Annotated in this window: 9 protein-coding genes; 3 read left to right on the plus strand and 6 right to left on the minus strand. The window is 72.0% G+C overall.

The window, feature by feature from the left end:
• Positions 1 to 161 precede the first annotated feature (161 nt).
• A complete protein-coding gene (locus tag OV207_RS33370; RefSeq protein ID WP_267559157.1) occupies positions 162 to 731 on the plus strand; it encodes a DUF420 domain-containing protein in 570 nt (189 codons plus the stop codon).
• Between the two features lie 15 nt (positions 732 to 746).
• Here OV207_RS33370 and OV207_RS33375 read toward each other — a convergent pair whose 3' ends face one another.
• From OV207_RS33375 to OV207_RS33390, 4 genes are read right to left on the minus strand one after another with little or no spacing between them, the layout of a single operon-like run.
• Positions 747 to 1964, minus strand: a complete 1218-nt coding sequence (locus OV207_RS33375; protein ID WP_267559158.1) for a hybrid sensor histidine kinase/response regulator — start codon at positions 1962 to 1964, stop codon at positions 747 to 749.
• A complete protein-coding gene (locus OV207_RS33380) occupies positions 1961 to 2398 on the minus strand; it encodes a response regulator (RefSeq protein ID WP_267559159.1) in 438 nt (145 codons plus the stop codon). Before OV207_RS33380 ends, OV207_RS33375 begins: the two co-directional genes overlap by 4 nt.
• Positions 2395 to 4674: an ATP-binding protein gene (locus OV207_RS33385; RefSeq protein ID WP_267559160.1), complete on the minus strand. Its 2280-nt coding sequence runs from the start codon at positions 4672 to 4674 to the stop codon at positions 2395 to 2397. The genes OV207_RS33380 and OV207_RS33385 overlap by 4 nt, the downstream gene beginning before the upstream one ends.
• Positions 4655 to 5263: a biliverdin-producing heme oxygenase gene (locus tag OV207_RS33390; RefSeq protein WP_267559161.1), complete on the minus strand. Its 609-nt coding sequence runs from the start codon at positions 5261 to 5263 to the stop codon at positions 4655 to 4657. The genes OV207_RS33385 and OV207_RS33390 overlap by 20 nt, the downstream gene beginning before the upstream one ends.
• 260 nt (positions 5264 to 5523) lie before the next feature.
• Here OV207_RS33390 and gltB point away from each other — a divergent pair, with 260 nt between their 5' ends.
• Both gltB and OV207_RS33400 read left to right on the plus strand, forming a co-directional pair.
• On the plus strand, positions 5524 to 10095 hold the full coding sequence (gene gltB / locus OV207_RS33395) for a glutamate synthase large subunit (RefSeq protein ID WP_267559162.1): 4572 nt from the start codon (positions 5524 to 5526) through the stop codon (positions 10093 to 10095).
• 3 nt (positions 10096 to 10098) lie between these two features.
• A complete protein-coding gene (locus tag OV207_RS33400) occupies positions 10099 to 11559 on the plus strand; it encodes a glutamate synthase subunit beta (RefSeq protein WP_267559163.1) in 1461 nt (486 codons plus the stop codon).
• 63 nt (positions 11560 to 11622) lie between these two features.
• Here the strand turns inward: OV207_RS33400 and OV207_RS33405 are convergent, their stop codons facing one another.
• Positions 11623 to 13824, minus strand: coding sequence for a hypothetical protein (locus OV207_RS33405; protein WP_267559164.1), 2202 nt, complete (start codon positions 13822 to 13824; stop codon positions 11623 to 11625).
• A 281-nt stretch (positions 13825 to 14105) separates the two neighbouring features.
• Positions 14106 to 15473: an ammonium transporter gene (locus OV207_RS33410; protein WP_193346739.1), complete on the minus strand. Its 1368-nt coding sequence runs from the start codon at positions 15471 to 15473 to the stop codon at positions 14106 to 14108.
• Positions 15474 to 15509: the final 36 nt, after the last annotated feature.

A 15509-nucleotide genomic window follows, 5' to 3' on the forward strand; every position in this document is an offset into this window, starting at 1 on the left:
CCGAGAGGGGGGGTCGGGGGCGACGCGCAAGAGTATGAAGGAATTTCCGGTTTGAGATCCAGTTGACCTAACCGATTCCATTCAACCGACATATGCGCTCCTGTGTGTACCTCCTCTGGGGAAGGGTTGCGTCAGGGGCAGGACGCGGGCCACAAGGGGACATGTCCAACGCCGCGTTCGGGATGCCCCCCCCCTCGTCGCCGTCGCGCGACCGGTCCTTCTTCATCGCCATTGGCGTGGTGTCCGCCGCAGCGCTGACGCTGTTGGCGTGGCTCTTGCTGATCCGGCGCGGAGGGGCGGGGGTGGGCGTGAACCTGCGCTTCATGCCGGCGGTGAACGCGGTGCTCAACGCGACGGCGGCGTCGCTGCTGCTGGGCGGGTGGATCGCCATCAAGCGCGGCGCGCGGCGGGTGCACCAGAACCTGATGGTGAGCGCGTTCGCGGCGTCCGCGCTGTTCCTGGTGGGCTACCTCGCCTACCACTACGTGCACGGGGACACGCGCTACGTGGGCGACTTCCGGGGCATGTACCTGACGCTGCTGGCCAGCCACGTGCTCTTGTCCATGCCGGTGTTGCCGCTGGCGCTCGTCGCCTTCTACTTCTCCTGGCGGCAGCAGTTCGAGCGCCACCGCAAGGTGACGCGGTGGCTGGCGCCCATCTGGCTCTACGTGTCGGTGACGGGCGTGGTGGTGTTCTTCATGCTGCGCGGCGGCATCCCCGCCGTGTCCTGAGCTTCCCTCCGCGCGTCACGGCGCGGAGTGCGAGGGGCCTCCCCGCGGCGGGGGCGCGGCCTGCGGGGGCGTCGTCGGGAGCGCGCCCAGCGACAGGCCCCGGGGCAGGCGCATGATGAAGGTGGAGCCCCGCGCCTCCTGGCTCTCCACGGCCAGCGTGCCGCCGTGCAGCTCCACCATGCGCCGCGCGCTGGCCAGCCCCACGCCGCTGCCGGACACGTCCTGGGACACGTTGCTGCCGCGGTGGAAGCGCTCGAAGACGAAGGGCAGGTCCGCCGCGGGGATGCCGATGCCCTGGTCCACCACGTAGAGCAGCACGGCCTGCTGCGGATCCTGCTCCTCCACCGCCAGGCGCACGGTGACGGTGGAGCCCGCGGCGCTGTACTTCACCGCGTTGCCCAGCAGGTTCTCCAGCACGCGCTCCAGGGCGTGCGCGTCCCAGTCGCCCGCGAAGTCACGGCCCTCCGGCGCCTCCAGGACGAAGACGTGGCGCGACGCCGTGGCCTCCAGCTCGCGCACCTTGCCGCGCACCATGGCGAGCAGATCCATGCGTTCGCGCTTGAGCGGACGCTCCTGGCCGCGCGTCACCTCCAGGAAGTGGTCGATGAGCTCCCCCATGCGGTGCGCGGCGCGCACGATGTGGCCCAGGCGCGTCTCCAGCGCGGGCGTCATCGCGGCGGCGGGGATCTGCCGGCGCAGCACCTGGGCGTTGAGCGTCATGATCTGCAGCGGGCCCTTGAGGTCGTGCGTCGCCAGGGCGAAGAGCTCGTCGCGCACGGCCAGGGCGTCCCGGGCCACGGCCTCCGCGCGCTCGGCGCGCAGGCGGCGCTCCTCCAGCTCGCGCGTCATGCGCACGGAGTCCACGGCGGCGCGCAGGCTGCGGCGCAGGCGCTCCGGGCTGAAGGCATCCTTGACCAGGTAGTCCTGGGCGCCGGACTTCATGGCGTCCACGGCGACGCGCTCGTTGCCGCTGCCGGTGAGCACCACGACGGCGGGCACGGTGGGCAGGCCCAGCGCCGCGAGCTTCTGGAGCAGGGCCACGCCGTTCATGCCGGGCAGGTGGTAGTCGAGCAGCATCGCGTCCACGGCGTTGCCGGTCAGGTGCGCCAGCGCCTCCTCGGCGGAGGCCACCTGCGCCACCTCCCACTGGATGTCGGGGTCCTTCGCCAGCGCGCGGCTGACCGCGATGCGGTCCGACATCCCGTCGTCGACCAGCAGGACGCGCAGCCTCATGCGCCCTGCTGTTCTGCCGTGGGCAGCCGCGCGGCCTTGAACCAGAAGGCGTGCAGCGCTTCCGCGGTGGCCTGGAGCTGGGGACCGACCTCCGGCTTGAAGAGGTAGCTGTTGGCGCCCTCCGCGTAGGCGCCGTCCACGTCCTCCGCCGTCAGGGAGCTGGAGAAGATGATGACCGGGATGGAGCGCAGGTGGGGGTCCGCCTTCAGCCGCGCCAGCACGTCGCGCCCGCTGATGCCGGGCATGTGCATGTCCAGCAGGATGAGCACGGGCCGCACCGCGTCCGCGTAGGCGCCCCGCTGGTAGAGGTAGTCCAGGGCGCTCTCCCCGTCGCGCACGCGCACCAACGGCACGGGCAGCGGCAGCCGACGCGCGATGCGCTCCAGGGCCTCCGCGTCTGGATCACTGTCTTCCACCAGCAGCAGCGGGCTCATCCTCGGGGTCCCTCGCCAAGCGTGAAGTAGAAGGTCGACCCGCGCCCTGGCACGGAGTCCACCCACAACGTCCCCCCGTGCAATGCCACCAGTCGCCGGGCGATGGCGAGCCCCGCGCCGCTGCCGCCCCCAAACGCCTGCGCGGGGTGCAGGCGACGGAACAGCTCGAAGATGGCCTCGTGGAATTGGGGCGCGATCCCGATGCCCGGGTCCTTGACGAAGAAGAGATAGGGCGCCGTGACGTGCCGCGCCGCCTCCGGCCGGGCTTCGTCCGGTCCGAAGTAGCCCACCTCCACCCAGCGGGGCTCGGCTGTCTGGTACTTGGCCGCGTTGGAGATGAGGTTGGCCCACACCTGGCGGATGCGGACGGGGTCGCAGGCCACGGTGGGCAGGCGGCGGGGCAGGCGCAGCTCCACCCTCCCCTCCTCCAGCCGAGCGCCCAGCGTGCGCACCACGTCCCCCACCAGGGCTTGATGGTCCGTCTCCTCCCACGCCAGCTCCAGGCGGCCCAGGCGGCTGTACTCGAAGAGGCTGTCGAGCAGGTCGTGCGTGCGCTTCGCCAGCCACATGAGGGCGTCCAGCTGCGAGCGCCCGGCGTCGCCCAGCGTGGGGCCGAAGTCCTCCTGGAGGAAGGAGCTGTACTGGAGGATGCCGCGCAGCGGCTCCTTGAGGTCGTGCGCCACGGTGCCGCCAAAGGCGTCCAGCTCCGCGTTGGAGCGGGCCAGCTCGCGCGACAGGCGGGCCACCTCCTCCGCGTGCCGCAGCATCACGCCCACGAGCGCGCCCTTGAGCGCGCGCGCCGCCTCCAGGTCCTGCGCGGACCACGGCAGCGACGCGTCCCGCACCTGCTCGCGCCACACGTCGAAGGACGCGCGGGGCCGCAGCCGCGCGTGCCCCGGCTCCGGGCGCACGGGCTTGTTGGGGTTGCCGGCCCACGTCACGCTGCGCGCCACCTCCGGGCGGAACCACAGCGCGAAGTGGGGCACGGCGGGGTCCAGGCGCACGGCCAGCAGGCCTGCGGCCACCTCCGCGCGGGCGGCCAGCGGCGCGTAGACGTCCCCCAGGCGGTCCACGTGGAACAGGTCGTTCGGGAGCGCCTGCTCCGACAGCCACGACACCAGGCGGAGCACCTCCGCTTCGGTGGGCGTCTCCCCCAGGAGCAGCGGGGCGCCGCCCGGGAGCCCCGCGCTCGCGCCCAGCACCAGCGCCACGCCCGTGGCGCCGGTGAGGTCCATCAGCAGCGGGGCCTGCGCCTCCAGGACCCGGACGGGGCTGCGCTCGCCCAGGCCCGGCACCACGAGGACGTTGAGCAGCGACGCGCGACGCGCCTGGGCCGCGGCCTCCATGCCCCGCTCCTCGGCGTCGAGCTGGAGCGACAACAGCCGCGCCAGCACCTCGCACGCCTGCCGCCGCGCGGCCGACACGTTCCGGGGCGACAGGTGGTGGCAGGCCATCAGGCCCCAGAGCCGTCCATCCTTCAGGAGCGACACGCTGAAGGACGCGCCCACCCCCATGTTGCGCAGGTACTCCAGGTGGACCTCCGACACGCTGCGGAGCGCGGCGCCGGACAGGTCCAGCGGGCGGCCGGTGCCGGGCAGCGTGGCGGGGACCAGCCCCACGACCTCCGCGTCCACGTCCGCGATGAGGCGCAGCGTGTTGCGCGTGTAGAGGGCGCGCGCCTGCACCGGGATGTCGCTCGCGGGGAAGTGCAGGCCCATGAAGCGGTCCACGCCCTCGCGCACGCTTTCGGCCACCACCTCGCCGTGGAAGTCCGCGTGGAAGCGGTACACCAGCACCCGGTCGTAGCCGATGAGCGAGCGCACCGCGTTGGCGGCCTCCTGGAGCAGCGCGGGCGCGCCCTTCACCCGCGCCAGCGGCGATACCAGCCGGTGCACCGCGCCCAGCGCGCTCTCGTCCACGGCCCGGTCCTCGTCCGCGTCCGACAGCGGCTCCAGCTCCAGCACCCGCAGGCCGTCGCTCTCGTGCAGGAGCGCGGAGCACCGGCGGCCGCCCACCTCCACGTTGACGGGCCCCAGGGCCACGCCCGCCTCCACGCGCGCCAGCGCGTCACGGGGGAGGAGCCGGGTGAGCGGCTGGCCCACGAGCGCGTCCGGCCCGGCGCCGAGCAGCCCGGCCGCGTTGGCGCTCACCACGGCGATGGTGCCGCCCGCCGGCTCGAAGGCGACGAGCACGCCCCGGGGCTGGATGCCGCCCAGCAGGTGGATGGGCTCACGGTCGCAGACCGTGAGGTCGGCGTCAGAGACGGACGGGGACATCGTTCTCCCGCATCAACCAGGCGGCGAAGGCGTCGAAGGTGTCGCGGGCACCCTGGACGACGGCCGCGTCGAAGGTTTCGGAGGCGGCCCGTTCGGACGCCTGGGTGAGCACGTCACCAAAGGCCCGCCACATGGGGCCCACCTGCTCACCGTAGGCCCGGAAGAAGGCGAAGGTGCCCACGCGGGCGTCGCTTCCAAAGTGGCGCGTCAGGTGGCGCAGGATGAGCTGGCCCCCCAGCGTGGAGCCCTCCAGCACGTACGCGCAGCCCAGCGCCTCCGCGAGCCCCGGGATGGACGGCAGCAAGGAGGCGCGCGGCAGCCGGGCGAGCGAGGCCGCGTCATGGCCCAGCGCGCGCAGGTCCTCCTCCAGGAGCGGCGCCTTCCAGCGCGACGCGAGCGCCAGCGCGGGCCCCAGCGCCGACAGGGGGCCGGCGAGCCGGGCCTCCAGGGGCACGTAGAGGCCGTAGAAGTCCTCCAGGTGACGCTGGTAGTCGCCAGGGGTCAGGTGCGCGTCCATCAGGCGCACCACCCCTTCCGTGCGCTCGTGGTGGGAGCGCGTCTCCGTCTTCAGTCGCTGCAGCAGTCCCAAGGTCTCCCGAGGATGTGAAGCGCCGCGACACGGGGGAACAACCATCTGACGCAAATGTTGGCAGGTCATCCGTTCCTTCCGGCAGCCGGACCTGACTCAACATGCCGTGCGGGCGTGTTTCACGGCCCGGTCCCCCGGTCCCACTCCGCTTGAGGCGCCAACCCCCCGTATCACCCTGTCTTTACGGGGTCCGACACGGCGCGTTAGCCTGCAAGCTCCACAGCTTGGCTTCCCGTGTCATGCGGGAAAGGGGTCCCCCCATGTCGTTCACCCTTCCCCGGCGCTACGGGTTGTACGAGCCGGAGACCGAGCATGACGCGTGCGGCGTGGGGTTCGTGGCCCACCTGCGGGGTCAGCGCTCGCGCGGCATCGTGGAGGACGCGCTGGAGCTGCTCAACCGGCTGAGCCACCGCGCCGCGGCGGGACGCGACCCGGAGACGGGCGACGGCGCCGGCATCCTGGTGCAGCTGCCCCACCGCTTCTTCAACCACGAGGCGCCGAAGCTGGGGTTCGAGCTGCCCCCCCGCCGCCAGTATGGCGTGGCGCAGGTGTTCCTGCCGCCGGAGCCGGAGGCGCGCCGGGCGTGCGAGGCCCTCTTCGAGGACGTGGTGGAGGAGGAGGGGCAGCGGCTGCTCGGCTGGCGTGACGTGCCGGTGGCGCCGGAGGAGCTGGGGTCGCTCGCGCGGCAGGTGGCGCCGGTCATCCGGCAGCTCTTCATCGCGCGGCGGCGCGTGGTGCCCAGCGCCTTCGAGCGCAAGCTCTACCGCATCCGCAAGCTGGTGGAGAACCGCGTGCTGGCGCGCGGCGTGGATCCGCAGGGGCGCTTCCACGTGGCCAGCTGCTCGTCGGAGACGCTCATCTACAAGGGGCTCCTGCTGCCCCGGCAGCTGCCGCGCTTCTACGCGGACCTGCGGCACCCGGAGTTCGTCAGCGCGCTGGCGCTGGTGCACTCGCGCTTCTCCACCAACACGTTCCCCACGTGGGAGCTGGCGCAGCCGTTCCGCTTCATCGCGCACAACGGCGAAATCAATACATTGCGTGGCAACCGCAACTGGATGACGGCCCGTCGCGGCCTGCTCCAGACGGCGAAGCTGGGCGGCAGCCTGGAGCCGCTGTGGCCCATCATCGTGCCGGGCAAGAGCGACTCCGCGCAGTTCGACAACATGGTGGAGCTGCTCTACCTGGGCGGCCGCACCCTGCCCCACGCCATGATGATGATGATCCCGGAGGCGTGGGAGGCCCACAAGCAGATGCCCGACGAGCGCCGGGCCTTCTACGAATACTCCGCGTCGCTGCTGGAGCCGTGGGACGGGCCTGCGGCCATCGCGTTCACGGACGGGCAGCTCATCGGCGCGACGCTGGACAGGAACGGCCTGCGCCCCGCGCGCTACCTGGTGACGGAGGATGACCGCATCATCCTGGCGTCGGAGACGGGCGTCATCGACGTGCCCCCTTCACAGGTGCGGCGCAAGGGGCGGCTGACGCCGGGCCGCATGCTGCTGGTGGACACCGCCGAGGGGCGCATCATCGAGGACGAGGAGGCCAAGCGCGAAATCACCACGCGCTGGCCGTACCGGCGCTGGCTGCAGCGCAACGTCTTCACCTTCGAGGACCTGCCCGCGGTGCCCGCGCCGGAGCGGCTGAAGGGCGAGTCGCTGTGGCGGCTCCAGCGCGCGTTCGGCTACACGGACGAGGACGTGCGCACCACGCTCGTCCCCATGGCGGAGACGGGCAAGGAGCCCACGGGCTCCATGGGCACCGACACGCCGCTCGCGGTGCTGAGCGACCAGTCCCCCACCCTCTTCAACTACTTCCACCAGCTCTTCGCGCAGGTGACGAACCCGCCCATCGACCCGCTGCGCGAGGCGCTGGTGATGACGCTGGCCACCGCGCTGGGCCCGGAGGGCAACACCTTCGAGGAGACGCCGGAGCAGTGCCACCGGCTGTCCCTGCCGGGCCCCATCCTGACCAACGGGCAGCTGGCGCGGCTGGCGAACCTGCGCGGCGACACCGGCCTGTTCGAGCCGCGCACGCTGAGCCTCCTGTACCCGCACGCGGGCGGCGCCGCCGCGGCGCTGGAGGTCGCGGTGGAGCGGCTGTGCATGGCGGCGGTGGACGCGGTGGACGCGGGCGCCAGCGTGCTCGTGCTGAGCGACCGGGGCGTGGACTCCGCGCACGCGGCCATCCCCGCGCTGCTGGCCGTGTCCGCGGTGCACCAGCGCCTGGTGCGCGACGGCACCCGCATGTACACCGGCATCGTCCTGGAGACGGCGGAGCCGCGCGAGGTGCACCACTTCGCGTGCCTGTTCGCCTACGGCGTGTCCGCGGTGAACCCGTACCTCGCGCTGGACACGCTGCGCGCGCTGGCGGACGCCGGGGAGCTGAAGGCGGACGAGGACAAGGCCCAGGCGCACTACCTCCACGCGCTGGAGGAGGGCCTGCTCAAGGTGATGTCCAAGATGGGCATCTCCACGCTCCAGTCGTACCGGGGCTCGCAGCTCTTCGAAGCGGTGGGCCTCCAGCGCGCCCTGATTGAGAAGCACTTCACCGGCACGCCGTCCCGCATTGAAGGCGTGGGCCTGCCGGAGCTGGGGCGGGAGGTCTCCGAGCGGCACGCGCGCGGCTTCGGGCAGGCGGCGGACGGCGAGGAGGGCCTGCTGCCGGTGGGCGGGCAGTTCCGCTGGCGCCGGCAGGGCGAGCGGCACAAGTGGAACCCGGCCACGGTGGCGAAGCTCCAGGCGGCGGTGCGCGCGGACGACGCGGCGCAGTTCCAGGAGTACTCGCGGCTGGCGGACGACGAGACGCGCGAGCACAGCAACCTGCGCGGCCTCCTGGACGTGGTGACGGACGGGTGCACGCCCGTGCCGCTGGAGGAGGTGGAGCCGGCGCTGGAGCTGGCGCGCCGCTTCGTCACCGGGGCCATGTCCTTCGGCTCCATCAGCGCGGAGGCGCACGAGACGCTGGCCATCGCGATGAACCGGCTGGGCGGCAAATCCAACAGCGGCGAGGGCGGCGAGGAGGCGCGGCGCTACACGAAGGAGCCCAACGGCGACTCGCGCCGCAGCGCCATCAAGCAGGTGGCGAGCGCGCGCTTCGGCGTCACCGCCGAGTACCTGGTCAACGCGGACGAGCTTCAAATCAAGATGGCCCAGGGCGCCAAGCCCGGCGAGGGCGGGCAGCTGCCGGGCCACAAGGTGGATGAGAGAATTGCCCGCGTGCGCTGGTCCACGCCGGGCGTGACGCTCATCTCCCCGCCGCCGCACCACGACATCTACTCCATCGAGGACCTGGCGCAGCTCATCTACGACCTCCGGTCCGTCAACGCGAAGGCGCGCGTGAGCGTGAAGCTGGTGAGCGAGGTGGGCGTGGGCACCATCGCCGCGGGCGTCGCCAAGGCGGGCGCCAGCTGCGTGGTGGTGGCCGGCTACGAGGGCGGCACGGGCGCCTCCCCCCTGTCCAGCCTCCAGCACGCGGGCCTGCCGTGGGAGCTGGGGCTGGCGGAGACGCAGCAGGTGCTGGTGCAGAACGGCCTGCGCTCGCGCGTGCGCGTGCAGGTGGACGGCGGCCTGCGCACCGCGCGCGACGTGCTGGTGGCGGCGCTGCTGGGCGCGGAGGAGTTCGGCCTCGCCACCGCGAGCCTCGTCTCCGTGGGCTGCATCATGCTGCGCAAGTGCCACCTCAACACCTGCTCGGCGGGCATCGCCACGCAGGACCCGGCGCTGCGCGAGCGCTACCAGGGCACGCCGGAGAACGTGGTGAGCTTCTTCATGATGCTCGCCGAGGACCTGCGCCGGAGGATGGCCCAGCTGGGCGTCCGCCGGCTGGACGACCTGGTGGGCCGCGTGGACCTGCTGCGCCAGCGCGCGGCGGTGGACCACTGGAAGGCGCGCAAGGTGGACCTGTCCGCGCTGCTCGCCGCGCCGGCCGCGCCGGCCACCGAGCCCCGGCACTGCGTGGCGCCGCACCACAAGGACGTGTCGGACCACCTGGACCACGAGCTGCTCTCGAAGGCGCAGTCGGTGCTCACGGGCGGGCCGCCGCTCCTGCTCACCCTGCCGGTGGCGAACACGCACCGCGCGGTGGGCGCCATGCTGTCCGGGGAGATTGCCCGCCGCCACGGCGCGCAGGGGCTGCCGGACGGCAAGCTGCGGGTGAAGCTGAAGGGCTCCGCGGGCCAGAGCTTCGGCGCGTTCCTGGCCGCGGGCGTGACGCTGGAGCTGGAGGGCGACACCAACGACTACCTGGGCAAGGGCCTGTCCGGCGGGCGCATCATCGTCTATCCGCCCGAGGGCAGCCGCTTCGTGTCGGAGGACAACGTGCTCGTGGGCAACACGGTGCTCTACGGGGCGACGGCCGGTGAAGTGTACCTGCGGGGGCTCGCGGGCGAGCGCTTCGGGGTGCGCAACAGCGGCGCGCAGGCGGTGGTGGAGGGCGTGGGCGACCACGGGTGCGAATACATGACGGGCGGCGTGGTGGTGGTGCTGGGCCAGACGGGCCGCAACTTCGCGGCCGGCATGAGCGGCGGCACCGCGTACGTGCTGGACCGCGACCGCTCCTTCCGCGAGCGCTGCAACCTGGAGATGGTGGAGCTGGAGTCGCTGGTGGACGAGTCCGAAATCTGGCTCGTGCACGGGATGATCGAACGCCACCTGCACCACACCGGCAGCACGCTGGCGCGGCGGGTGCTCGACAACTGGGAGCTGATGGTGCCGCAGTTCATGAAGGTGATGCCCACCGACTACAAGCGCGTGCTCCAGGCGCGGCGCGCGGCGCGGCGTCCGCCACCGGCCGCGGGCGTGCAGCAGCTCCACGTCGTCGGCGGGGGGGTGTAGGCCATGGGCAAGCCCACGGGTTTCGTCGAGTGGCCGCGCGTCCCCGCCCCCAAGCGGGACACGGCGGAGCGGCTGGAGGACTGGCGCGAGCTGCACCTGGCACTGGCGCCCGAGGAGTCGAAGCGGCAGGCCGGGCGCTGCATGGACTGTGGCGTGCCCTTCTGCCACCAGGGCTGTCCGCTGGGGAACCTCATCCCGGACTTCAACGACGCGGTGTACCGGGGCCAGTGGAAGGAGGCGTACCAGGTGCTCAGCCGCACCAACACCTTCCCGGAGTTCACCGGGCGCCTGTGCCCCGCGCCGTGCGAGGCCGCGTGCGTGCTGGCCATCGACCAGGACGCGGTGACCATCGAGCAGCTTGAGAAGGAGATCTCCGAGCGCGCCTTCGCGGAGGGCTGGGTGAAGCCCCGGCCTCCGGCGCGCAGGACGGGCCGGCGCGTGGCGGTGGTGGGCTCCGGCCCCGCCGGGCTCGCGGCGGCCTCCCAGCTCAACGCGGCCGGGCACACCGTGACGGTGTACGAGAAGGACGCGCGCGCCGGAGGGCTGCTGCGCTACGGCATCCCGGACTTCAAGCTGGAGAAGTCGGTGTTGGACCGGCGCCTCGCGCTGATGGAGGCGGAGGGCATCGTCTTCCGCACCGGCGAGGACGTGGGCGCGACGACGGGCTACCGCGTGCTGCGCGAGCAGTACGACGGCGTGGTGCTGGCCCTGGGCGCGCGGCGGGCCCGCGAGCTGGACGTCCCCGGCCGAGAGCTGTCCGGCGTGCTCCAGGCCATGGACTACCTGGAGCACCAGAACCGGGTGGTGACGGCGGGCGCGGCGCCGGACGCGCGGCTGGAGGCGCGGGGCAAGCGGGTCATCATCCTGGGCGGCGGCGACACGGGCTCGGACTGCCTGGGCACGGCGCTGCGCCAGGGCGCGGCGAGCGTGACGCAGGTGGAGCTGCTGCCCGCGCCGCCGTCGGTGCGCGCGAAGGAGAACCCGTGGCCGCGCTGGCCGCTGGTGTTCCGCACATCCTCCAGCCAGGAGGAGGGCGGCGAGCGCGCCTTCGCGCTCCTGACGAAGCGGCTGGAGGGCGAGGACGGCCAGCTCAAGCGCCTGCACGCGGTGCGCGTGGAGGTGCAGCGCGAGCCGGGCGGCGCGATGAAGCTGCTGGAGGTGCCGGGGTCCGAGCAGGTGTTCGACGTGGACCTGCTGGTGCTCGCCATGGGCTTCACCGGCCCGGAGACGGGCCCGCTGGCGGAGGAGCTGGGCGTGAAGCTGTCGCCGCGCGGCACGGTGCAGGTGGACGCGAAGTTCGCCACGTCCGCGCCGGGCGTGTACTGCGCGGGCGACGCCAGCCGGGGCGCGAGTCTCATCGTCTGGGCGCTCGCGGACGGACGCGAGGCGGCGCGCGCGCTGGACGCGTGGCTGTCCGGCTCCGCGTCCGTCCTGCCCACGCGCGGACAGGACTGCGCGTTCTGAAGGCACGGCCCCGAAGGCCCCCTCCCCGTGAGAGGGAGAGGGCCTCTGGGTCCCGACGGCGTGTCAGTGGACGAAGACCTCCGCCGGCCGCAGGAAGCCGAGCGGCGCTTCCCAGAAGTCCTGCGTGAATCCGGCGCGCAGCTCCAGCAGCCGCGTCACCATCGCGGCGTCATGGATGGGCCCCACCTTGAACGGCGGCGGGAGCGAGCCGGGCGACACGTCCAGGGGCACCACCCCGGCGAGCGACTCCAGCTGGGACAGGAAGTCCGCGTCCAGCGCCTGGAAGCGTCCGCAGGTGGAGCAGGTGGCGAGTTCATACAGCTGCTGGTGGCGGCGCTGGAGCTCCGCGAAGGACCACGACGCCACCGAGGCGCCGAACTGCGCGTCCGGGACCTTGTACATGGAGCCCGCGCCACCGCCGGTCAGGAACTTCGACAGCTTCGCCGGGATGCCGGAGGTCGGGCTGATGTGCGTGAAGGCCATGTTTTCGGTCCCTGAGAAGTCGTGGGTGCCGGTGTCCTTGAAGTGGCAGCCATTGCAGGTGTTGAGGGAGAACTCCTTGCGCGCGCAGACCTCCGCGGCGTCGGTGGGAGAGGCATTGCGGGCAGCCCAGTGGGTGGGCGGAGCCACCAGCACGTTGCCGCCCAGGAAGGGCCTGCCATTGAACCGGTAGGGCGCGGAGAACGTCGCGGAGCACTGGTTGGGCACCCGCGCCGGCTGCTCGACGCCACTCTTCACCTGCGTCCGCACGAAGAGGTCGATGTCGGCATCCATCAGGGAGTCATGGGTGGCGTCATCGGGCGTCAGCCCCATCGTATGGGGGCGCAGGAAGCCGTGGGAGGGCTTGTCGGTGCCGTTGACGGTGTTCTCGTCCGTCAGCCGGAACTCGCGCAGCTCCCACGGCCGCCCCTGCGTCGCGCCCAGGACGGCCTCATTGGTGCGGAGCTGGTTGAGCGCGTTCCGGTTGCCCTTGTTGGGGGCTTTTCCGTGCAGGACGACGCTCTCGGTCATCGTCGCGAGGCGCGCGCGGTAGATCAAATCGAAGGAGGAAAAGAGGCCCAGCTGCGTCAGCTGCCGGGCCCAGCCGATGACGCCCCCGCAGCCCGTGACCGGCACGCCGTATTCGAAGATGGCGGTGAAGGGCTTGAGGTTGCAGGTCGCTTCCGTCCCACCGCCCCAGGGCGAGGGCCGGGTGAGGCCGAACACGAAGCGCAGCTCGCCCGCGTTGGCCAGGCGGCCGTAGCCCCCGGAGGTGTTGCCCAGGTCCATGCGGTTGACGATGGCCAGCAGGCGGAAGGGCGCGATGCCCAGGTCCAGGGGCTTGTTGAACTGCACCTCCCAGCGGCCCGTGCTGGCGTTGAGCACGAGCAAGGACCGCGCCCCGCTGGCGGTGGCCCAGGGGGCAATCACTTCGTCATACATGGCCCGGCGCGCCGGCACGGTGTCTCCGTTGAGGGTGATGTCATTGAGCCAGCCTGACAGCCAATGCGTCACGAAGGCCTCCGGGCTCGCGCCCGAGCCCTGGGCCATCTGCCGCATGAGGTGCGCGAACGTCCACACCCCGCCCTTCGTGCCGGCGCCGGTGCAGGGGTCCCACGTGCGCGCCCGGTCCAGCACCACGGCTGGATCCCGGATGATCAGCGTCCGCTCCCAGGCGGCCGGAGTGGAGGCAGGAACCGTCGGACAGTAGGACAGGGGCACGAGGCCGCCCGTCTGGAATCCCAGGGCATCCACCGGCTGGCCCTCGACGCGCGCCACCGGGTGGCGGCCGTTGAACAGGAAGGTCTCCCGGGTGACCTCTCCGAACTCGCCCCGGGCCACCCGCTTCTCGCCGTCCAGCCGGCGCAGCAGCTCCGAGTCCGGCACCTGCGAGAAGAGGGTGAAGAAGCCCGGGCCCGGGCTCTGGGGAATGACCCCGAGCCTGGCCAGGGTGTCGGAGCGGAACAGGGCCACGGGGGCGCTCGCATCCCCCACCACGCGCACGAGGCTCTGCTCGAGTTCCCGGTTGACGGGAGGCGGCAGCTTCACGTGCACGGCCGTCGTCTCTCCCAGGGACGTGGGCTGCTCCAGCTTCTGGACGAAGACGCTGACGACCGATGGGCCCTCCACGAGGGGCAGGCCCCGGAGGCTGGACGTGCCGATCTCCGCGCCAGCCGGGGTGGGTCCCGCCCCCGGCGGTGGCGCGGGGTCCAGCTCCTTCGAGCATCCCCCGACCACCAGCAGGAGTCCCAGCAGCCCCCCCAATCCCTTGCATCCATGCGTCATGAGTGCCCCCGTCGAAGCCATCCTCCCTTCGGAGGACTGGCCCCCAGACGACGCACGCCGCCCCAGCCCAATGGCAGACGCCTTGGCCCACCCTCAGGAGGAAGTCAGGCGCAGGACAGGTTTCACTCCCGCTGCCATTTACTGAATTACCTGGAATCCCATTCCCAACAGGGACTGGCCTCGGGGTGCCGGAGCGCCGTACTTCCTGGATGCCACGGGGCCCACCCACGTGAAGTGAGGGGCCCCGAGTCATCCGGAATCAGCGTGGGCGGAGGTGAGACCTACGCGGGCACGGGCGCCGGCGAGGCGGCCGCGGCGGGACCCGGCGGGGTCTCCACGCGGGCGGCGGTGGGGACCTCGCCCACGGTCTCGCCGTGCTGGCTCAGGTCCAGCCCCTCTTCCTCCTGCTCCCGGGTGACGCGCAGGGGAACGATGCGGTCGACGAGCTTGTAGAGGAGCCACGAGCCCACGAAGGAGAAGACGGAAACGACGCCGAGGGCCAGCAGGTGCATGAGGAAGGTGCGGGTGGTGCCGTGGATGAGGCCCACGTCCTTGGCGAGCACGCCGGTGAGGACCATGCCCACCACGCCGCCCAGGCCATGGCAGGGGAAGACGTCCAGCGTGTCGTCCAGGGCGGTGCGGCTCTTGAAGTGGACGGCGGCGTTGCTGACGAAGCTGGCGACGAGGCCCACGACGAGGCTCTGGCCCACGGTGATGAAGCCCGCCGCGGGCGTGACGGCGACGAGCCCCACCACGGCGCCCACGCAGGCGCCCATGGCGCTGGGCTTGCGGCCGCGAAGCCAGTCGAAGGCAATCCAGCCGAGCATGGCGGCGGCGGAGGCGGTGTTGGTGGTGGCGAAGGCCAGCGTGGCCAGCGACGAGGCCGACAGCGCGGAGCCCGCGTTGAAGCCAAACCAGCCGAACCACAGCATGCCCGTGCCCAGCATCACGAAGGGCACGTTGGCCGGAGCGTGCGTGGCGTGCGTCAGGTGCACCTGACGGCGGCCCAGCACGATGGCGCCGGCGAGCGCGGCGAAGCCCGCGGACATGTGCACGACGGTGCCGCCCGCGAAGTCGAGCACGCCCCACTGGCGCAGGAAGCCCTCCGGGTGCCAGGTCCAGTGGGCGAGCGGCGCGTAGATGAAGATGCTGAAGAGCACCATGAAGAGCAGGTACGCCTTGAAGCGCACGCGCTCCGCGAACGCGCCGGTGATGAGCGCCGGGGTGATGATGGCGAACTTGAGCTGGAAGAGCGCGAACAGCAGCAGCGGCACGGTGGGCGCGAGGTCCGGGTGCGTCTCACCGCCCACGCCGCTGAACATGAAGAAGGTGCGCGGGTCCCCGATGAGGCCGTGGAAGCTGTCGCCGAAGCACAGGCTGAAGCCCACGACGACCCACAGCACGCTGATGACCGCCATGGCGATGAAGCTCTGCATCAGGGTGGAGATGACGTTCTTCAGCCGCACCATGCCGCCGTAGAAGAACGACAGGCCGGGCGTCATCAGCAGCACCAGCGCCGTGGCGGTGAGCAGCCAGGCGGTGTCCGCGGCGTTGATGGGACCGCCCTGCTTCACCTGTGCCGCCGGAGTCACCAGCAGCCCCGCCACCGCCACGCCCACCAGCAGGACCATCGCCATCCACTTCTGCATCGACGCACCTCTCGCAAGAGCTGACGCAATGCAGTG

Origin of the sequence: Corallococcus sp. BB11-1 (assembly GCF_026626625.1) — a bacterium.
Lineage (GTDB): Bacteria > Myxococcota > Myxococcia > Myxococcales > Myxococcaceae > Corallococcus > Corallococcus soli.